At 69.5% G+C, this 19,915-nt stretch carries 19 protein-coding genes; 3 read left to right on the forward strand and 16 right to left on the reverse strand.

The annotated features are described in order from the left end of the window. Nucleotides 1–24: 24 nt before the first annotated feature. On the reverse strand, nt 25–477 hold the full coding sequence (locus KSO97_RS04945) for an Lrp/AsnC family transcriptional regulator (protein WP_232677117.1): 453 nt from the start codon (nt 475–477) through the stop codon (nt 25–27). 54 nt (nt 478–531) lie between these two features. Here KSO97_RS04945 and KSO97_RS04950 point away from each other — a divergent pair, with 54 nt between their 5' ends. Together KSO97_RS04950 and KSO97_RS04955 are read left to right on the forward strand one after the other, a co-directional pair. Then, the gene (locus KSO97_RS04950; protein ID WP_232676873.1) at nt 532–1,521 is read left to right on the forward strand and encodes a 5'-3' exonuclease; all 990 of its coding nucleotides are present in this window, start codon (nt 532–534) and stop codon (nt 1,519–1,521) included. Nucleotides 1,522–1,579: 58 nt separating this feature from the next. Beyond that, complete coding sequence (locus KSO97_RS04955) at nt 1,580–2,239, forward strand: SDR family oxidoreductase (protein WP_232676874.1); 660 nt, start codon at nt 1,580–1,582, stop codon at nt 2,237–2,239. 10 nt (nt 2,240–2,249) lie between these two features. Here the strand turns inward: KSO97_RS04955 and KSO97_RS04960 are convergent, their stop codons facing one another. From KSO97_RS04960 to KSO97_RS05030, 15 genes are all read right to left on the reverse strand, one after another. Then, a complete protein-coding gene (locus tag KSO97_RS04960; protein ID WP_232676875.1) occupies nt 2,250–5,090 on the reverse strand; it encodes an RNA helicase in 2,841 nt (946 codons plus the stop codon). Beyond that, a complete protein-coding gene (locus tag KSO97_RS04965) occupies nt 5,087–5,974 on the reverse strand; it encodes a diacylglycerol kinase family protein (protein WP_232676877.1) in 888 nt (295 codons plus the stop codon). Before KSO97_RS04965 ends, KSO97_RS04960 begins: the two co-directional genes overlap by 4 nt. After that, on the reverse strand, nt 5,971–6,387 hold the full coding sequence (locus tag KSO97_RS18210; protein ID WP_232676878.1) for a hypothetical protein: 417 nt from the start codon (nt 6,385–6,387) through the stop codon (nt 5,971–5,973). The genes KSO97_RS04965 and KSO97_RS18210 overlap by 4 nt, the downstream gene beginning before the upstream one ends. After that, nucleotides 6,384–7,223, reverse strand: coding sequence for a twin-arginine translocase subunit TatC (gene tatC, locus KSO97_RS04975; RefSeq protein ID WP_232676879.1), 840 nt, complete (start codon nt 7,221–7,223; stop codon nt 6,384–6,386). Before tatC ends, KSO97_RS18210 begins: the two co-directional genes overlap by 4 nt. A gap of 45 nt (nt 7,224–7,268) precedes the next feature. Further along, nucleotides 7,269–7,538 (reverse strand): twin-arginine translocase TatA/TatE family subunit, encoded by a 270-nt coding sequence (gene tatA, locus KSO97_RS04980; protein WP_232676880.1) that lies wholly within the window; start codon nt 7,536–7,538, stop codon nt 7,269–7,271. A 49-nt stretch (nt 7,539–7,587) separates the two neighbouring features. Continuing rightward, nucleotides 7,588–8,622: a YafY family protein gene (locus tag KSO97_RS04985; RefSeq protein WP_232676881.1), complete on the reverse strand. Its 1,035-nt coding sequence runs from the start codon at nt 8,620–8,622 to the stop codon at nt 7,588–7,590. Further along, entirely contained in the window at nt 8,619–9,593 is a 975-nt protein-coding gene (locus KSO97_RS04990; protein ID WP_232676882.1) for a YafY family protein, read from the reverse strand. Before KSO97_RS04990 ends, KSO97_RS04985 begins: the two co-directional genes overlap by 4 nt. Before the next feature lie 43 nt (nt 9,594–9,636). Next, nucleotides 9,637–10,644 carry an FKBP-type peptidyl-prolyl cis-trans isomerase gene (locus KSO97_RS18215; protein WP_232676883.1) on the reverse strand — a complete coding sequence of 336 codons (1,008 nt, stop codon included), beginning with the start codon at nt 10,642–10,644 and terminating at the stop codon, nt 9,637–9,639. 210 nt (nt 10,645–10,854) lie between these two features. Further along, the gene (gene pafA, locus KSO97_RS05000; RefSeq protein ID WP_232676884.1) at nt 10,855–12,216 is read right to left on the reverse strand and encodes a Pup--protein ligase; all 1,362 of its coding nucleotides are present in this window, start codon (nt 12,214–12,216) and stop codon (nt 10,855–10,857) included. 14 nt (nt 12,217–12,230) lie between these two features. After that, nucleotides 12,231–12,947 (reverse strand): proteasome subunit alpha, encoded by a 717-nt coding sequence (gene prcA, locus KSO97_RS05005; RefSeq protein WP_374198457.1) that lies wholly within the window; start codon nt 12,945–12,947, stop codon nt 12,231–12,233. A 67-nt stretch (nt 12,948–13,014) separates the two neighbouring features. Then, on the reverse strand, nt 13,015–13,872 hold the full coding sequence (gene prcB, locus KSO97_RS05010; protein WP_232676885.1) for a proteasome subunit beta: 858 nt from the start codon (nt 13,870–13,872) through the stop codon (nt 13,015–13,017). Nucleotides 13,873–13,877: 5 nt separating this feature from the next. Next, complete coding sequence (locus KSO97_RS05015) at nt 13,878–14,075, reverse strand: ubiquitin-like protein Pup (RefSeq protein WP_232676886.1); 198 nt, start codon at nt 14,073–14,075, stop codon at nt 13,878–13,880. An 86-nt stretch (nt 14,076–14,161) separates the two neighbouring features. Next, nucleotides 14,162–15,670, reverse strand: a complete 1,509-nt coding sequence (gene dop / locus KSO97_RS05020; RefSeq protein WP_269782011.1) for a depupylase/deamidase Dop — start codon at nt 15,668–15,670, stop codon at nt 14,162–14,164. A 231-nt stretch (nt 15,671–15,901) separates the two neighbouring features. After that, nucleotides 15,902–17,680, reverse strand: coding sequence for a proteasome ATPase (gene arc, locus KSO97_RS05025; protein WP_374198458.1), 1,779 nt, complete (start codon nt 17,678–17,680; stop codon nt 15,902–15,904). A 109-nt stretch (nt 17,681–17,789) separates the two neighbouring features. Further along, nucleotides 17,790–18,740, reverse strand: coding sequence for a tRNA (adenine-N1)-methyltransferase (locus tag KSO97_RS05030; protein ID WP_232677121.1), 951 nt, complete (start codon nt 18,738–18,740; stop codon nt 17,790–17,792). Between the two features lie 258 nt (nt 18,741–18,998). Here KSO97_RS05030 and KSO97_RS05035 point away from each other — a divergent pair, with 258 nt between their 5' ends. Beyond that, nucleotides 18,999–19,901, forward strand: coding sequence for a PD-(D/E)XK nuclease family protein (locus tag KSO97_RS05035; RefSeq protein WP_232676888.1), 903 nt, complete (start codon nt 18,999–19,001; stop codon nt 19,899–19,901). Nucleotides 19,902–19,915: the final 14 nt, after the last annotated feature.

Consider the following 19,915-nt stretch of genomic DNA (forward strand, 5'->3'; position numbering starts at 1 on the left):
ACGGGTCGACGACGGCGGGGACGTTCAGGCGGGTTCCGCTCCGGAGACCGGTCGGTTCTCGAAGTAGGTCGAGAGCACGATCGTGGTGCGGGTGGAGACGTTCGCGGCCGCGCGGACTCGCGCCAGGAGCTCCTCCAGATCCGCCGGGGTGGCGACACGGACCTTGAGGATGTAGGACTCCTCGCCGGCCACCGACCAGCACGACTCGATCTCGGGCAGATCCTTGACCCGGCCGGGTGCGTCGTCGGGCTGGGAGGGATCGATCGGCCGGATGGAGATGAACGCCGTCAACGGCAGCCCGACCTCCGCGTGGTTCACCGTCGCGCCGTAGCCGAGGATGAGGTTGCGCTGCTCGAGCCGCTTGACGCGCTGGTGCACCGCCGAGGTGGAGAGCCCGGTGGCCTTGCCCAGGTCGGTGAAGGACATCCGTCCGTCGGCTGCGAGCAGCTCCAGGATCTGTCGGTCCTTGTCCTCGATCTCGCCCCGGGTCACGCGCACAGGGTAGACGCACGTGCGTGGCAGGATGCGGCAGTGACCCCTCCCCGTAGCGAGCAGGGCCCCCCGGCCCGCCCCGAGATGGTCGAGCGGCCGCCGGCCGAGCCCGGCGGCCTGCTGCTTCTCGACGCGGCCTCGATGTACTTCCGTGCGTTCTTCGGCATGCCGGAGTACCGCGCACCCGACGGCACGAACGTGAACGCCGTCCGCGGCATGCTCGACTACCTCAGCCGTCTCATCGAGGAGTACCGCCCCGACGCGCTGGTGTGCTGCTGGGACGACGATTGGCGACCGCAGTGGCGCGTCGACCTGATCCCCTCCTACAAGTCGCACCGAGTCGTGACCGAGGTCGCCGGCGCGCCCGACGTCGAGGAGGTGCCCGACCCTCTCGAAGTGCAGGTGCCGATCCTGCGGGCGGTGCTGGAGGCGTTCGGGTTCTCCGTCGTCGGAGCGGCGGGCTACGAGGCCGACGACGTGATCGGGACGCTCGCGACCGGCGCAGGTCGGCATGTCGACGTCGTCACCGGTGATCGAGATCTCTTTCAGCTGGTCGACGACTCCGCCGGCGTACGGGTGCTCTACATCGCCAAGGGCGTCGGCCGCCACGAACGCGTGGACGAGGCCTGGGTCGAGGAGAAGTACGGCGTGACGGCGGCGCAGTACGCGGACTTCGCGACGATGCGCGGCGACTCCTCCGACGGTCTGCCCGGCATCAAGGGCGTCGGCGACAAGACGGCGACGACGTTGCTGCGGCGATTCCGCGACCTCGACAGCGTCATCGCGGCCTCGGCCGACCCGGCGGCCGAGATGGCGCCGGGAGTCCGGAGCAAGGTGCAGGCGTCCCTGGACTACCTGGCCGTGGCGCCGCTGGTCGTGGCGGTCGCCCGCGACATCGACCTCCCGCGTACCGGTCACGACGTCCCCGCGGCCGTGGCAGATCCCGAGCTGGTCGACCAGCTCGCGGCCCGGTGGGGCCTCGAGTCTCCCGTCGCCCGGCTGACGGCCGTGCTCGCGGCTCGCAGCTGAGCGGCATCACGTCGAACGGGTGGCCTGCCGTCCCGCCGCGCCCCGTACGGTCGAGAGTATGAGCACGTTCGCCATCGTCGGGGGCCACGGACAGGTGGCCCGACACCTCATCACCGACCTGGTCCGCGCGGGGCACACACCCGTGGCGCTGGTACGCCGGGAGGAGTACCGCGCCGAGCTGGAGCAGCTCGGCGCCCGGGTGCGGATGCTGGACCTCGAGCGCGACGACGTCCAGGCGTTCGTCACCGCCTTCACCGGGTGCGACGGCGTGGTCTTCGCCGCCGGTGGCGGACCTGACGGAGACATCGAGCGGAAGCGGACCGTCGACCTGGGAGGTTCGCTCACCTCGATCGAGGCATCTCGCCTGGCCGGGATCAGGCGGTTCGTGCAGATCTCGGCCATCGGGGTCGACAACGCGTTGCCCGATGACGCGGAGCCGGTCTGGCGTGCCTATGTCGAGGCCAAGCGCGACGCCGACGTCGCGCTGCGCGCCTCCGGGCTGGACTGGACGATCGTGCGGCCCGGAGCGCTCACCGACGATGCCCCGACCGGGGCCGTCCGGGCCGGCGCCGAGGTCGACCGGGACGCGATCACCCGCGCCGATGTCGCCGCCGTGGTCGCCGCGGTGCTCGACATCCCGACGACGATCGGTGCTCAGTTCGAGGTCGTCGGCGGTGACACCCCGATCACCGAGGCGCTCGCCTCGCTCCGTCCCTGAGGCGGCGCGCCTACTCGGCGAGCCCGGAGTAGGCGACCACACCCCGTTTGACCTGGTCGATGAGTCGCCGCGCCGTCCCCCGCAGCGCGGAGTCACCTGCGGCATCGGCGACCTGGCCCGCGAGATCGAGCAACTGCTTCATCCACCGGACGAAGTCGCCCGCCGAGAGATCGGTAGGCCCGAGCAGGTCGTCGAGGTCGTCGCCTTCGGCCCAGCGGTAGGCGATGTAGGCGAAGCCGAGATCCGGCGGCCGCAGGAAGTCGAGTTTGTGGTCGCGCTCGAGCGCATCCAGGCCGACCCAGATCCGCCGGGTCTCGTCGATCGCCTCCTTGATCGCACCGCCCGGCACCCGTGGTGGGGCGCCGTCGTCGGCACGCCGGGTGACGAAGACGAGCGTCGAGAGCGCGGCTGCGAGGCCCGACGGTCCTAGCCCGGACCAGACGCCGTGCCGGATCGCCTCGGCAGCCACCAGGTCGAGGTCGCCGTAGAGACGCATCAGATGCCGGCCGTCGTCGGTGACGTCGCCGGATGCGGCGTCGAGATAGCCCAGCGAGCTCAGCACCTCGCAGACACGGTCGAACTGGCGCGCGACCGTGTTGGTGCGCTGTTCGATCCGACGGCGCAGCGTGGCGGCGTCGCGGTCGAGCTTGGCGTAGCGCTCGGCCCAGCGGGAGTGGTCCTCCCGATCGGCGCAGCCGTGGCAGGGGTGTGCCCTCAGGCGCGCGCGGAGGTCGGCGATCTGGGCGTCGACCTCGCTCGGACGGCCGCCGGAGCGCCGCCCGCGTCCGGCAGGCGGGGTCAGCGACGCCGTCTTCGCGCGCAACGCCATGGCGAGCCCCTTGCGAGCCTGGGGATCGCGCGCGTTGAACGACCGCGGCACCTTGACCTGGGCCTGCGACTCCACCGGCGTACCGAAGTCGATCAGCGCGAGGCGCCGGGCCTGACGCTCGATGGTGACGACGAGTGGTCGCGGGCCGCCGTCGGCGATCTCCGCCCACCCCGGGTCGATGACCAGGGCCCACCCGGCGAACTTGCCCTGCGGCACCCAGATCACGTCCCCGGCACGCAGGACGCGCAGTGACTCCACGGTCTCGTCGCGCTGATCGCTGCGTCGCTCGCGGCTCGCGGACTTCTCGACCTCGCCGATCTCGCGTCGGATGGCCGCGTACTCCATGAAGTCGCCCAGGTGGCACGTGGCGGCCTCGGCATAACCCGCCAGCGCGTCGTCGCTCTTGGTCAGCTGCCGGGCCAGGCCGACGACGGCACGGTCCGCCTGGAACTGGGCGAACGACTGTTCGAGGAGCTCGCGAGCCCGCTCACGACCGAACTGGTGCACCAGGTTGACGGCCATGTTGTAGGAGGGCCGGAAGGAGGACCGGAGTGGATACGTCCGGGTCGAGGCGAGACCGGCGATCTCGCGCGGGTTCATGCCGGGCTGCCAGAGAACGACGCCGTGGCCCTCGACATCGAGCCCGCGTCGCCCGGCGCGGCCGGTCAACTGGGTGTACTCCCCCGGCGTGATGTCGGCGTGCGTCTCGCCATTCCACTTCGACAGCTTCTCCAGGACGACCGTCCGAGCCGGCATGTTGATGCCGAGGGCGAGGGTCTCGGTGGCGAAGACGACCTTGCACAGTCCGCGGAGGTAGAGCTCCTCCACGATGCGCTTGAACGCAGGCAGCATGCCGGCGTGGTGCGCGGCGAGTCCGCGAGTGAGCCCGTCGAGGAAGTCGTGGTAGCCGAGCACGTGCAGGTCGTCGGGCGGCAGGTCGCGGCACGCCGACTCGACGTAGACGAAGATCTCGTCGCGCTCCTCGGGGGTGGTCAGCCGCAGTCCGGCGGCCAGGCACTGCTGGACGGCGGCATCGCAGCCGGCACGGCTGAAGATGAAGACGATCGCGGGGAGCAGCCTGTCGCGGTCGAGTCGGTCGATGACGTCGTGGCGGCTCGGGATCCAGATCCGCCGACCGTTGCCCACCTGGCGCGGACCGCCACGCTGACGCGCACCCTTCGGCGAGCGTCGGTCCTTCATTCTGCCCGCGGCCCAGTCGTCGCGAGCGAGCTTCATCAGCTCCTCGTTGACGGGCGCGCCCTCCTTCACGAAGCCGGCCGCAGCGTCGACGTCGGAGGAGGCGAAGAGGTCCAACAGGCGTTTGCCGACCATCACGTGCTGGTAGAGCGGTACGGGACGACGCTCCTCCACGATCGTCGTCGTCTCGCCGCGGACGGTGGCAAGCCACTCTCCGAACTCTTCGGCGTTCGAGACCGTCGCAGACAGCGAGACGACGGTGACCGACTCCGGAAGATGGATGATCACCTCCTCCCACACGGCGCCGCGCGAGCGGTCGGCGAGGTAGTGCACCTCGTCCATCACCACGAATCCGAGTCCGCCCAGAGTCCGTGAACGCGCGTAGATCATGTTGCGGAGCACCTCGGTGGTCATCACGACCACCGGCGCCTCGCCGTTGAGCGTCACGTCGCCAGTGAGGAGGCCGACCTGATCGGCTCCGTACCGGGCGACCAGATCGGCGTACTTCTGGTTCGAGAGGGCCTTGATCGGCGTCGTGTAGAACGCCTTGCGGCCGGTACTCAGGGCCAAGTGGATCGCGAACTCGCCGACGATGGTCTTGCCCGAACCCGTGGGAGCCGCCACCAGCACGCCGCGGCCGTCCTCGATCTCGCGACAGGCCCGGACCTGGAAGTCATCGAGCGCGAAGTCGTAGTGTGCCAAGAAGTCGGTCACGACCGGATGGCTCTGGCCGCGCCGGAACGAAGCGTACCGTTCGGCCGCGCTCTGCTGGTCCGGCTCGTCGCGCTGCACGCTCTGGTCGGGCCTGTCGGACTGCCGGGTCACGCGAACACCTCCAACGCCCCAGGGATGCACTGCACCGTCAGCGGCAGCGGGGCGAACCGCTCACCGTCGGCGTAGGCCACGATGCCAGGCGCCGCCACGGTGATCCGTGTGCCCCGCGCATGCTCGTAGCACCGATGCGTGGTGTGGGTGCCGGTGAACAGCCGCGGATAGGTGCGTACCAGCTCGGCGCGTCCCATCGGCTTGATCACGACGACGTCGAGCAGGCCGTCATCGAGTACCGCGCCCTCGGTGATCCGCAGGCCTCCGCCGAAGGAGGGCCCGTTGCCGACCGCGACGAGGATCGCCTCGAACTGCAGCGTGCGACCGTCGACGTCCAGCACGTAGTGCCGGGGTTCGAGCACCCGTAGCTCGGCGAGGGTCGCGAGGTTGTAGCGCATCTGTCCACGGGGCCACCGCATCGCGTTGGCCCGCTCGTTCACGATGGCGTCGAAACCGGCGGCGAGCACCGTCGCGTAGTACCGGCCCGCACTGCGTGCGAGGTCGATGCGCCTGGTGCGTCCCGCCACGATGCGTCGCACCGCCGTGACCGGGTCGTCCGGTCGAAGGCCGAGGTAGCGTGCGACGTCGTTGCCCGTGCCGCATGGGACGAGGCCGAGAGGGACACCGGTCCCGGCGAGCTCCTGGAGCGCGAGGTGGACCGACCCGTCGCCGCCCACGACCACGAGACCGTCGGCCCCGCGGTCGAGCTCGCCGCGCAGCAGGTCGCTCGCCTCGTCGGCGTCTCGACCCGCGACGGATCGAACCGTGATGCCCGCGGAGCGGAGGACCGCCGTCACGCCCTTGCGGCGCCTGTCGGCAGCCCCCTGCCCTGCGGCCGGATTCGCGAACACGACGACCTCGCGCTCGCGGGTCGGTGAGTTCACCCGTCGAGCCGGATCTGCACGGCATAGGACGACGGCGAAGCGCCGACGGCCCGCGCCAGCCGCGTGATCGCCTCCAGCACCACCTCGAGGTCGGCGCGCTGGCCGGGGACGAGCACGGTGAGGTCGCCGTCCCGCTCGCTGAGAAGGACCTGCCCGTGCCGCCACGCCTGGTGCACGCGCACCCGGACGCCGTCCGGTGCGACCACGGCGGGATAGGCGTCGTCGACGGCGAGCAGGTCGCACGCGATGACCAGGCGACTCGGGGTGCGGAGCTCGCCGCGCACGAGGTGGCTGCTGCGCAGGCCGTCGACCGCGCACCAGGTGACCGGTTCGGTGCCGAGCTCCTCGGGCAGGTCGAAGGGATCGATGTCGACGAACCCGACCGCTCGCCCTACCGGGTCGCCCGGAGTCACAGCGGCGAGGCCGTGTCGGGGTCGAGGTTATTGAACGGGTCGCGCCGAGCGCGGCGGCGGTCGTTGAACCGCGCGATGACCTCGGAGATGCCGAAGAGGATCACCATCGGTACGGCCATCAGGGTCATGGTGAACGGGTCACCGGAGGGCGTGGCGACGGCGGCGAACACGAACACGCCGACGATGATCCAGGACCGGTAGGCGCCGAGAGCGCGGCCGCTCACCACTCCGGCGAGGTTGAGCAGCACGACGAAGAGCGGGATCTCGAAGGCGATGCCGAAGACGAGCAGGGTGCGGGAGAAGAACTGCAGGTACTCGTTGAACTCGACCAGGTTGCTGACCCCGCCCGGGTTGAGACCGATCAGGATCTCCAGGCCCAGAGGCAGGGTCGTGTAGCCCAACCAGACTCCGACCATGAAGAGAGGGCCGGCGATGGCGGCGAAGAGTCGGGTCCACTTCCGCTCTCGAGGGTGCAGACCGGGGACGATGAACGCCCAGATCTGGTAGAGCCAGAAGGGGGAGGTCAGCACGAGCGCCGCGAGACCGCAGAGTTTCAGATGCAGCATCAGGCCGGCGCCGGCGCCCTGGGTGATCAGCTCCGTGCTGCCATTGGGCAACTGGTCCTGGGCGTCGTAGTAGGGCCCGACGACGAGGTCGAACAGCTCGCTGAAGAAGAAGAGCGAGGCGATCAGGCCGACGATGATGACCAGGCCGACCTTGAGGACGCGCGCGCGCAGCTCGCGCATGTGGTCGCTGAGGGCCATCCGGCCGTCGGAGCCGACGGGGTGCACCGGCGAGCCGGCGAAGAGTCTGACGATCCCCGCGAGGGATCTCACCAGTGCCAAGGATCGAGCGGAGGAACGAGTCGACGACGCGCGGCGTCAGCCGTTGGCCTTGTCGGCCTGCTCGCTCGACTGCGGCGCAGCCGGCGGAGCCTCCTGGACCGGCGGGAGAGCCGGCGGCACGGGGGGCTCGGCACCGTCGGTGTCGTCGTCGTCCTTGAGACCCTTGGTCTCGGCCTTGAAGATGCGCAGAGCCTGGCCGGTGCCGCGAGCGAGGTCGGGCAACTTGGCCGCTCCGAACACCAGCACCACGATGGCGAGGATCACGAGCCACTCCGCGCCCTGGGGCATTCCGATCAGCGGGTTCACGATGGTTCCTTCGTCTCTGGGAGGCGTGCTCGTCCGGTACGAGACGATCCTACGCGCTACCCGGTCGGTACCACGCGAGCGTGGCCTGTGCAGCGGCTGTGAACTCCGCGCCGAACGTGGTCGGGTGAACGACCTCAGCGTGCGGCGCGAGCCGGAGCAGGAGCCGGGTCAGCCAGCGCTCGTCGGCGACCCGGAGGTCGACGTCGATCGCACCACCGCCCTCCGGCGCTGGGCGGACCTCCTCGACGCTGTAGTACTCCACGACCCAGCGGGCCGGTGCCTGGAGTCGCAACGTCACCAGCGTCGCGTTGTCGGTGCCGGAGAACAGGCCGTCCTCCAGCGACCGCGGACCTTGCCGCTCGGTGCTGATCGGCGTCGGGCTGACCTCGATCTCCGCGATCCGATCGAGACGGAACGAGCGGGGCGCCTCGGCGGCATGGCAATACGCATCGAGGTAGGTGTAGCCGGCACGTTGCGAGAGTTCGTGGGGGTCGACGACACGGCGGGAGACCTCGTCCCTCGCGGGCACGTAGTAGTCGAGCGTGACCTGGACCCCGTGACTGATCGCCTCGGCGAGAGTCGTCCGCATCGTCTGCTCGCGGGGGTCGGGCTCCACGTCGGGTGTGGCATGGACGGCCACGGCGGTCGTCGCACCACCCCCGGCAGCGGCGGACTCCAGCTTGCCCAGCACCCGGTCGACGATCTCGGTGGTCTCACCGTCCGCACCGGCGCGAAGTGCACGCAGCGCGACGATCATCGCGGACGCCTCGGTCGGCGTGAGACGCATCGGCCGGGTGAGGTAGTCCGCGTTGCCGATGCGCACGACGCCGTCGCGCACGAGCTTCCCGTCGGAGGAGACGAGCGCGTCGAGATCGACGTCGATCAGGTCGTCGGGATACCCGCCCGGAAGACCGCACATGAAGAGCACCTTGAGGTCCTTGACCACCTGCTCGGGTGTCACGCCGAGGTCGGCTGCCGCCTCCGCGAGGCGTACGGACTCACGTGCGTGGAAGTACGGCACGAGCGCGAGCAGCCGGGCCACCTGCTCCTTGGAGGTCGCTGCACCTCCCGGCACGGCGCTCACCGGGCGAGCCCTTCGACGCTGGCGGCCATGCGCTCGATCACCGATTCCCGCAGCTCCGGAGGCGCCTCGACGTACACCGCTGGCCCGAAACTGCAGATCTCATCGGCGATCCCCCCGCCGGCGCGGTCGATGATCAACCGATCCCAGCCGTCCGACCCGTCCGGTCCGGTCACCCCCGTCTCCACGGAGACGGCGTCACGACGTAGAGGCGTGGCTGCGCCGACCTGGGCCAGCACCACGGCCCGGACCCGGTGCGGAGTGGGCGCCAGCCTGCGCGCGACGGCCGCCGCGTCCAGATCGGCCGGGACCTCGTAGGCGCCGGGTTCGCCGACCTTGCTCACCGCGCCCTGAACCCGCGAGAGACGGAAGATCCGCTCGTCGGCCCTGTCCAGATCGAAGCCGACGACATACCAGCGGCCGGAGTAGCGCGTGACCCCCCAGGGCTGGAGTCGACGCCGACTCGGCGCGTCCTGGCCCGTGCGCCAGTAGTCGAAGCGCACCTCACGTCGCTCGATGACGGCCTCGAAGAAGACGTCGAAGGTCGGCTCGTCCGCGGAGAGCCGCGGCTGCGCGATCTCCAGTGCGGTGACGTCGATGTCGGCACCGCTCGCCGTCAGCTTGCGCACGGCCTCGGTGGTCGCACGGGCGAGGCGCTGGTGCTGCCAGACCCGCGACGCGAGGCCGACGACCGCCGCCTCGTCGGGTTCGAGGGAGATCTCGGGGAGTGCGAACTCGTCCGGTTGGATCCGATAGCCCGGCTCGTCGTCGAAGTAGGCGTCGATCGAGCCGAGCTCGATCGGCACCCCGATGCTCCGGAGCTCCTCCTTGTCGCGGTCGAACATCCGCTCGAAGGCGTCGTCGGAGGCGTCGGCGTAGAGGATCTCGCGGATGCGCGACTTCGCGACGAAGTGACGCTGCACGAGCAGCATGATGAGCAGGTTCATCAACCGCTCGGTCTTCGCGGCGCTCATGATGCTCCCCCGGGCTCAGGTGCCAGGTCGTGTCGTGGCGTGATCAGGCCGCGCCGAGGACGTCGATCACGAAGTAGAGCGTCGAGTTCGGCGGGATGTCCTCGCCGGCACCCTGCTCGCCGTACGCGAGATCCGGCGGGATCTGGAGCAGGACGCGGCTGCCGACGGGGACGCCGACCAGGCCGCGGTCCCAACCCTCGATCACGGTGCGGTTGGGGCCGAGCGTGGCCGTGAAGGTCTCGCCACGCTCGTAGCTGCCGTCGAACGGCTTCTTGCCCCGGTAGGTCTGGCCGAGGTAGTTGACGATGACCACGTCTCCGGACTCGACCTTCTCGCCGTCGCCCTCGACGAGGGTCGCGGTGCGCAGCTGCTTGGTCGGCGCCGGAACGCCGGCGAAGTTCAGCGAGCCCGGCTTCTGCTTGACCAGCTGGATCGACGGCGCCCAGGCGGGCTTGGGTCGCTGGGTTCCGGTCGGCTTGTCGAGCGCGGTGGCCGCGATGTCGATCACGAAGAGCAGCCCGTCGGCGTTGCCGATGTCGAGCGCGCCTCCGCCGTAGCCCACGACGTCTGCCGAGTCGACCGTCACGGTCTTGCGGGTACCGATGGTGTCACCGGCCTTCACCTCGCCCGCGACGAAGTTCTCCAGCAGGTACGCAGCGACCTGCGCCTCGGTGGGCGACTGGGTCATCGGCGGGGTGGCTTCGCCCCCTACCTCGAAGCTGAGCGCCGGGGTGTCGTCGGCGTAGGTGTTCAGCACCGGCTTGCGGGTGTACCCGTTGCCGACCCAGAAGTTGACCAGGACGGTCTGGTCGGCGACGAGCTTCTCGCCGTCGCCCTCGACGAGGGTCTCGGTCTCGGCCTTGCCGGCGTCCATCCGGCTCTTCCACTCGACCTCCGGCACGCTCCCGACGTCGCCGGAGATCTCCACGGCGTCCAGGCGGTCGCGCTCAGAGCTCTCGACCGTCTTCTCTCCGCAGGCGGTCGCGAGAGCGGAGAGCAGCAGAAGCGGCGCGGCCAGCGCGACCGGGCGTCGGAGACGTCGAAGAGACACGGTGAGACCTCGATCAGGTGGGAGACCAACGGGGGCGCCGTGCGGCAGGGACCACCCGGCAGTTCACGGCCCGGCGGAGATCACCCGGACCGCCGGGAAGCCTACAAGGCCCGCCCGGCCCACCCGCGAAGGCGTTGACCCGTCTTTACCTGGAGACGGGTCAACGCCCTCAGCGAGGTTGACCCGTCTCCAGGTAAAGACGGGTCAACCTCACATACCGTCGATGAGGCGCTGGACGCGCTCGTCGTGAGCGCGGAACGGGTCCTTGCAGAGCACGGTGCGTTGGGCCTGGTCGTTGAGCTTGAGGTGCACCCAATCGACGGTGAAGTCGCGACGGCGCTCCTGGGCGGTGCGGATGAACTCGCCGCGCAGCCGTGCGCGGGTGTTCTGGGGCGGTACCGACTTGGCCTCGAAGATGGCCAGGTCGTTGGTGACGCGTTCGACCGCACCGCGCTTCTCGAGCAGGTAGTAGAGACCGCGCGTGCGGTGGATGTCGTGGTAGGCCAGATCCAGCTGGGCGATCCGCGCATGCCCGAGCGGGAGACCGTGGCGCGCCCGGTAGGCGTCGATCAGCTTCCACTTGATCACCCAGTCGATCTCGCGATCGACGAGACCGAGGTCGTCGCTCTCGACCGCCTTGAGCGCTCGTTCCCAGAGGTCCAGGGTGCGCTCGATGACCGGGGTGGCGATGTCGCGCCGGTCGACGAAGTCGCGCGCCTTGGCCAGGTACTCGGACTGGATCTCCAGCGCGCTCGCCTCGCGGCCGTTCGCCAACCTCACCTTCCGCTGTCCGGTGACGTCGTTGCTGATCTCGCGGATCGCTCGGATCGGGTTCTCGAGCGTGAGATCGCGCATCACCACGCCCTCCTCGATCATGCGCAGCACCAGGTCGCAGCTGGCCACCTTGAGCATCGTGGTGGTCTCGCTCATGTTCGAGTCACCGACGATCACATGCAGACGGCGGTACTTCTCGGCGTCGGCGTGCGGCTCGTCGCGGGTGTTGATGATGGGGCGACTGCGCGTCGTCGCACTGCTCACGCCCTCCCAGATGTGCTCGGCTCGCTGGCTCACGCTGTAGGCGGCGCCCCGCGGGGTCTGGGTGACCTTTCCCGCGCCGACGACGATCTGCCGGGTCACCAGGAACGGGATGAGCACCTCGGCGAGACGGCTGAACTCCCCCGCCCGGCTGACCAGGTAGTTCTCGTGGCAGCCGTAGGAGTTGCCCGCCGAATCGGTGTTGTTCTTGAACAGGTAGATCTCGCCCGCGATGCCCTCGTCGTGCAGGCGCTGCTCCGCATCGACCATGAGCCCCTCGAGCACCCGCTCGCCGGCCTTGTCGTGGGTGACGAGATCGATGACGTCGTCGCACTCCGGTGTCGCGTACTCCGGGTGGCTGCCGACGTCGAGGTAGAGCCGGGCACCGTTGCGGAGGAAGACGTTGCTGCTGCGGCCCCAGCTGACGACCTTGCGGAAGAGATAGCGCGCCACCTCGTCGGGGCTCAGGCGGCGCTGTCCTTTGAACGTGCACGTCACGCCGTACTCGTTCTCGATCCCGAAGATCCGCCGGTCCATGACGCGCCGTGCCCCTACGCGCGCTCGCCGAGGAGGGAGTCGAGCCGGAACTCCGAGATCCGCGAGAACTTGCGTGGTTGCGCACGCGTGCGATCGAGCACGGCGACCTCGAGGTCACTCGCGGCGATGACACGCGCCGCCGCATCGGACTGCGCCGGGTCCGGTGCCCCCAGCGCGGTCACCGCTGCTCTGAGCGCCTGCTCCAGCGGCGCTCCCACGACGTAGGCGGCCTCGAGGCTCGCGTTCACCGAGTCGACCTGGCCGCCCATGACGGCGAATCCGTGCTCGTCGGCCACCTGCCCGTCATAGGTGAGGCGGAAGATCTGATCGTCGGCCGCGGTGTCGCCGACCTCGGCGACGAAAATCTCGACCTCGTAGGGCTTCTCGCCGCCACTGGAGAAGATCGTCCCGAGAGTCTGGGCGTAGGCGTTGGCCAGGCCCCGGCCGGTGACGTCGCGTCGGTCATAGGAGTACCCGCGCATGTCGGCGAGTCGGACCCCGGCGATGCGGAGGTTCTCGAACTCGTTGTAGCGGCCGACGGCCGCGAAGGCGATTCGATCGTAGATCTCGGAGACCTTGTGCAGCGCCTGCGACGGGTTCTCCGAGACGAACAGCACGCCGTGCTCGTACTGGACGGCGACCACCGAGCGCCCGCGCGCGATGCCCTTGCGGGCGAAGTCCGCGCGGTCCTTCATCAACTGCTCGGGCGAGACGTAGAACGGGGCGCTCATGCGGGGTCCCTGCGGGCTTGTTCGCCGGAGGAGCGAAGCGGAGGAGGCGAAGAAGGTCGTGGGGTGCTCATGCGGTGTCTCCTTCGACGGGCGCTGCCGGTCCGTCAGGCCGTCGCATCCGACCTGAGATCACCCGGTCGGCGATCGCAGCCACCTCGGACTCCGGCAACCGGGCGCCGCCGTCGGCGGTGATCACGTGGACGACGGGAAAGATCCGGCGAGTCAGGTCGGGGCCGCCGGTCGCGGAATCGTCGTCGGCCGCGTCGTAGAGCGCCTGGATCACGACCTCGACGCAGTGTTCGGCGGACAGGTCCTCGCGGTAGAGCTTCTTCAACGCCCCTCGCGCGAAGAGCGATCCCGAGCCCACCGAATGGAAGGCGGTCTCCTCGTAGCGGCCACCAGTGACGTCGTAACTGAAGATCCGGCCCTGGTCGGCGCGCAGGTCGTATCCCGCGAACAGCGGCACCACGGAGAGTCCCTGCATCGCCATCGGCAGGTTGCCGCGGATGAGCGCGGCGAGCCGGTTGGCCTTGCCGTCCATCGAGAGCGTGCTGCCCTCGATCTTCTCGTAGTGCTCGAGCTCGGTCTGGAACAGTCGCACCATCTCGACGGCGAGACCGGCGGTGCCGGCGATACCGACGGCGGAGAACTCATCCGCGGGGAAGACCTTCTCGATGTCGCGCTGGGCGATGATGTTGCCCATCGTGGCCCGGCGGTCACCGGCCATCACGACACCACCGGGGAACGTGGCCGCGACGATCGTGGTGGCGTGCGGCGCCAGCGCGCCCGCCCCCATCGGTGTCTCGGGGAGGACCCGGCGTCCCGGCAGCAGGTCGGGGGCCTGCGCGGCGAGGAAGTCCGCGAAGGACGACGTGCCGGGCTGCAGGTAGGCAGCGGGCAGTCGGGGATCGTTCTGAGCGCTCACCGGCGTCACTGACCGCCCTTCTGGATGAACGACTTCACGAAGTCCTCGGCGTTGGACTCCAGCACCTCGTCGATCTCGTCGAGGATGTCGTCGACCTCGGCGTCGAGGGCTTCCTTGCGCTCGGCGACATCGGTCTCCGGCGCGACCTCGGTGACCTCCTCAGTCTCTGAGGACTTCCGCGGCTGCTTCTGCTCCTGGGCCATGGTTCGACCCTATCCGGTGACCACGACCTCGGTGGTGGACGACAGGCGGTCCGGCGAAGCGACTCTCGGCGGCTTCGCCTGCGTCATCAGCCGGTCAGCGCTGCCACGAGCGCCGCGGCGGTGTCCGACCGGTCGATCAGGTCACCGACGTGGGCTCGAGTCCCGCGCAGCGGATCGATCGTCGGCACGCGCTGGAGCGACTCGCGGCCGGGGAGGTCGAAGATCACCGAGTCCCAGGACGCCGCCGCGATCGCCTCCGGGAACCGCTCCAGGCAGCGCCCTCGGAAGAACGCCCGGGTGTCCTCCGGCGGCTCGTGCATGGCCTCCTCGATCTGGGCGTCGTCGAGGAGGCGATCCATCCGACCCGCGGCCAGCAGGCGGTGGTAGAGGCCCTTCTCGGGCCTGATGTCGGTGTACTGGTAGTCGATGGCCTGCAACTTGGCGTCGTCCCAGGCCAGGCCGTCGCGACTGCGGTACTGCTCGAGCAGCTTGAGCTTGGCGACCCAGTCGAGCTCCCGGGCGCAGCTGAACGGATCCTGCTCGAGTCGCGTGAGCACCGACTCCCAGCGCGCCAGGACGTCGGCCGTCTGCGGGTCGACGTCGGAGCCGTAGCGGTCCTCCACGAACTTGCGCGCCAGGTCCAGGTACTCCAGCTGCAGCTGGACGGCGGTGAGCGTACGACCATCGGCGAGCGTGATGAGCTCTCGGAGCGTGGGGTCGTGGGAGACCGCGCGCAGGGCGGCGACCGGCCCGTCCACGCTGAGGTCGGCAGCGATGAAGCGCTCTTCGATCATCGCGAGCACGAGCGCCGTGGTGCCGATCTTGAGGTAGGTGGAGATCTCGGACATGTTCGCGTCGCCGATGATCACGTGCAGCCGTCGGTGCTTCTCCGGGTCGGCGTGCGGCTCGTCCCTCGTGTTGATGATCGGCCGCTTGAGCGTCGTCTCCAGTCCGACCTCGACCTCGAAGAAGTCGGCGCGCTGACTGATCTGGTACCCCTCGCCCCGTCCGTCCTGCCCTCGACCGACCCGACCCGCCCCGCAGATCACCTGGCGGCTGACGAAGAACGGGGTGAGGTGACGGACGATGTCGGCGAACGGGGTCGAACGCCGCATGAGGTAGTTCTCGTGCGCCCCGTAGGAAGCGCCCTTGTTGTCGGTGTTGTTCTTGTACAGCACGATCTGCGGCGCCGTCGGCAACTGCGCCGCCCACCGCGCGGCGTCGTGCATGACCTGCTCCCCGGCCTTGTCCCACCGCACGATGTCCAGCGGGGTGGTCACCTCCGGCGTGGAGTACTCCGGATGAGCGTGGTCGACGTAGAGCCTCGCTCCGTTGGTGAGGATGACGTTCGCGAGACCGAGGTCCTCGTCGGTGAGTTGCGAGGGGTCGGCCACCTGGCGTGACATGTCGAAGCCGCGCGCATCACGCAGCGGCGACTCCTCCTCGAAGTCCCAGCGTGCACGCCGGTCTCGTACCGTCGCGGAGGCGTAGGCGTTGACGACCTGGGAGGAGGCGACCATGGGGTTCGCGCCGGGCTGCCCCACCACCGAGATGCCGTACTCGACCTCGGTCCCCATCACCCGGCGCACGCTCATGACCTGAGCCTACGGCCCGGCCGCACCCCGCCGGCGCGTCGACGATTCAGCGGCGCTTCAGCAGCATCTGGGCGACGTAGATGATGGCGAGGATGACCAGGATCGCGATCAGGAACTTCAGCATGTCCAGATGATCGCGACGCACGCGGTGCTCCACCACACCCCTGGATGGTGAGGCCGAGCAGCCGTGGTCGAACCGAGCACATCGCCCGGCGCGACCACGGCCCGATGTCAGAGGTATTGCCCTGTGTTCGCGACGGTGTCGATCGAGCGGCCGGGCTCGGTGCCCTGCTTGCCCGTGATGAGGGTGCGGATGAACACGATCCGCTCGCCCTTCTTGCCCGAGATGCGCGCCCAGTCGTCGGGGTTGGTGGTGTTGGGGAGATCCTCGTTCTCCTTGAACTCATCGACACACGCCTGCATCAGGTGCGAGACCCGCAGGCCCTTCTGCGCGTCGTCGAGACCGGAGTTCAAGTAGTCCTTGATCGCCATCTTCTTCGCCCGGTCGACGATGTTCTGGATCATCGCGCCGGAGTTGAAGTCCTTGAAGTAGAGGACCTCCTTGTCGCCGTTGGCGTAGGTGACCTCGAGGAAGCGGTTCTCCTCGGTCTCGGAGTACATCCGCTCGACGGTGGCCTGGATCATCCCGGCCGCGCATGCGTCGCGGTTGCCGCCGAACTCGGCGACGTCGTGACCGTGCAGCGGCAGCGAGGAGGTCAGGTACTTGCTGAAGATGTCGCGCGCCGACTCCGCGTCCGGACGCTCGATCTTGATCTTCACGTCCAGCCGGCCGGGACGCAGGATCGCGGGGTCGATCATGTCCTCGCGGTTCGAGGCGCCGATGACCAGCACGTTCTCCAGCGTCTCGACGCCGTCGATCTCGCTGAGCAGCTGCGGCACGATCGTGTTCTCGACGTCGGAGGAGACGCCGGATCCACGGGTGCGGAACAACGAGTCCATCTCGTCGAAGAACACGATGACCGGTGTGCCCTGCGACGCCTTCTCGCGAGCGCGCTGGAACACCAGGCGGATGTGCCGCTCGGTCTCACCGACGTACTTGTTGAGCAGCTCGGGGCCTTTGATGTTGAGGAAGTAGGACTTCCCCTCGGCCCCGGTCTTCGCGGCGACCTTCTTGGCCAGGGAGTTCGCGACGGCCTTGGCGATCAGCGTCTTCCCGCACCCCGGCGGGCCGTACAGGAGGATGCCCTTGGGCGGCTTCAACTCGTGCTCGGCGAACAGCTCGGGGTGCAGGTACGGGAGCTCCACGGCGTCCTGGATCATCTCGATCTGGTTGCCCAGGCCGCCGATCGACTCGTAGGCGATGTCGGGGACCTCTTCGAGGACGAGCTCCTCGACCTCGGACTTCGGCACAACCTCGTAGACGTAGCCCGATCGTGAGTCGAGCAACAGCGAGTCGCCGGCCCGCAGGGTGATCTCGCGCAACGGCTGAGCGAGCCGTACGACCCGCTCCTCGTCGGCGTTGGCGATCACCAGGACGCGGTCGCCGTCGGCGAGCAGCTCCTTGAACATCACGACCTCGCCGACACTCTCGAACTCGAGCGCGGCAACGACGTTGAGAGCCTCGTTGAGCATGACCTCCTGGCCACGCTTCAGCTCGTCGAGCTCGACGGCGGGGCTGACGCTGACGCGCAGCTTGCGGCCACCGGTGAACACGTCGACGGTGTCGTCGTCGTTGCGGTGCAGGAAGGTCCCGAAGCCCGCCGGCGGTTGGGCGAGCCGATCGACCTCCTCCTTCAGCTTGGTGATCTGATCGCGAGCCTCACGCAGCGTGCTGGCCAGTCGCTCGTTCTGCGACGACACGGCGGCCAGTGACCGCTGCGCGTCGGCGAGACGCAACTCGAGCCCCCGGGATCCCGTGCCGGCCGGCGACTCGGCCAGTCGGCGGCGGAGGTCGACGACCTCGCCCTCCAGGAAGCGAACCTGCGCTATCAGCTCCTCGGCGTCCCACCCGTGGGAGCCGGCGCCCGGACCGGTGTTCATGTTCGACATTCGGTGCACCTCCTGTCTTGACGACCCTACCCCTGCCATCGGCGGGGAGACGGTGCATCCAGGTCAGGTGTCGGTCACGTTTTCGTCACCGGCCGGATCAGGGTGCTGATCAGTCCCCGGTCCGGTCATGGTCGACGACCGGTGCGGGGTCGGCGTCGCCGGGTGCCTCGACGGGAACGCCCGGTGGGCGGGGGCCGGTGTAGTCCGGTCCGTAGGCACCCGGGGCCGGACGGCGCTTCTTCAACGGCGGCCGCTGCCCCGGCGCCATCCGTCGAGCCGTGACCAAGAAGGCCGTGTGGCCGATCATCTTGTGCCCAGGGCGGACGGCGAGACCTTCGACGTGCCAGTCCCGCACCAGCGACTCCCACGGCGAGGGCTCGGTGAAGCCACCGTGCACGCGGACCGTCTCGACGAAGCGGGAGAGCTGGGTCGTCGTCGCCACGTAGGCACACACGATCCCCCCGGGACGCAGAGCGTCTGCCGCGGCATCCAGGCACTCCCACGGTGCGAGCATGTCGAGGATGATCCGGTCGCACCGTTCGCCCGAGGCCGGCAGCGCCTCGGCGAGGTCCCCGAGCGTCAAGGACCATGCCGGGTGCGTCTCGCCGTCAGGCGCGCCGAAGAACTGGGAGACGTTGCGGCGAGCGACATCCGCGAACTCCTCGCGCCGCTCGAACGACATCACCCGTCCGAACGGTCCCACCGCTCGCAGCAGCGAGCAGGTCAGCGCCCCCGAGCCCACGCCCGCCTCGACGACGTCCGCGCCCGGGAAGATGTCGGCCAGCGCAACGATCTGCGCGGCGTCCTTGGGGTAGACGACGGCAGCGCCGCGGGGCATCGAGACGACGAACTCCGACAGCAGGGGCCGGAAGACCAGGTACTCGCCGCCGGCGGACGAGGTGACCGTGAAGCCCTCCTCCCGCCCGATGAGGTCGTCGTGCTCCAGGTGACCCCGGCTGGAGAAGAACCGCTTGCCGGCCTCGAGGCAGAAGTTGTGGCGACGACCCTTCGCGTCGGTCAGGCGGACCCACTCACCCACGCGCAGCGGGCCGCGATGCACCCCGGACCAGGCCTGCGGGGCGACGTCCTCGCTCCGGGGCTCGCTCGTCGGCTCGGGAGACGGGTACTCAGAGGAATCCGCAGGCACGGGCGCACGCTATCCCGTCCCGGCTGCCCGTGTGCGAGGTGTCGGACGGGGACAACCGTGCTCGACCCTCGTCGCCTCGGGCGCTGGCCGCACCAGCGACCTGCGCTCCTGGCAAGGACGTCGGGCGGTGCTCTGGGAACGTTGTCGGTGGCGCTCCGTAGTGTCCTCCCCATGTCGTCCCCCGCCCCGATCGCCCCCGAGCGCACACCCGAGCGCAGCGAGATCGACGGCGAGCGCGTCCTGGCGGCGCTGTCCCCGAGTCGCGCCGGCGACTTCCTGGCGTGTCCGCTGCTCTACCGGTTCCGCAGTGTCGACCGCCTGCCCGAGCCCTGGTCGCGCGACGCCGTGCGCGGCACGGTCGTCCACCGGGTGTTGGAACTGCTCTACGACCTGCCTGCGGACGACCGCGACGCCGACAGGGCCGCGGCGATGATCGAACCCGCGTGGGAGGAGCTGCGGGCAGCCGAGCCGGACGTCGTCTCCATGTTCGGGTCGGACGAGGCCGTGGCCGCCGATGCCGAGCAGGCGTGGTTGACGTCGTGCCATCGCGTGCTCGCGCGGTACTTCTCCTTGGAAGATCCCCGCCGACTCGAGCCCGCGGGCCGCGAGCTGTACGTCGAGACGCTGCTCGAGTCCGGCCTGCTCCTGCGCGGCATCGTCGATCGCGTCGACGTGGCGCCCGACGGTGCTGTGCGCGTCGTCGACTACAAGACCGGCCGCGCTCCCGGCGAGGGGTTCGAAGCGAAGGCGCTCTTCCAGCTCAAGTTCTACGCACTCGTGTGGTGGCGCCTGCACGGCGTGATCCCCGCGATGCTCCAGATCGTCTATCTGGGCAGTGGCGAGGTGCTGCGCTACTCCCCCGACGAGCAGGACCTGCGCGCGACCGAGCGCAAGGCGCATGCGATCTGGCAGGCCATCGAGACCGCCCGCGACTCCGGTGCGTGGCAGCCGCGGCGGGGTCCGCTCTGCGGTTGGTGCGCGCACCAGGCGCTGTGTCCGGAGTGGGGTGGCACACCACCACCGCTGCCCGAGCGGACCGAGGAGTCTGCGCGTCCCCAGCAGCAGTCCGGATAGATCAGGCTCGGGAG

The sequence above is a fragment of the Nocardioides sp. R-C-SC26 genome (genome assembly GCF_021246465.1).
Taxonomy (GTDB): Bacteria; Actinomycetota; Actinomycetes; order Propionibacteriales; family Nocardioidaceae; genus Nocardioides.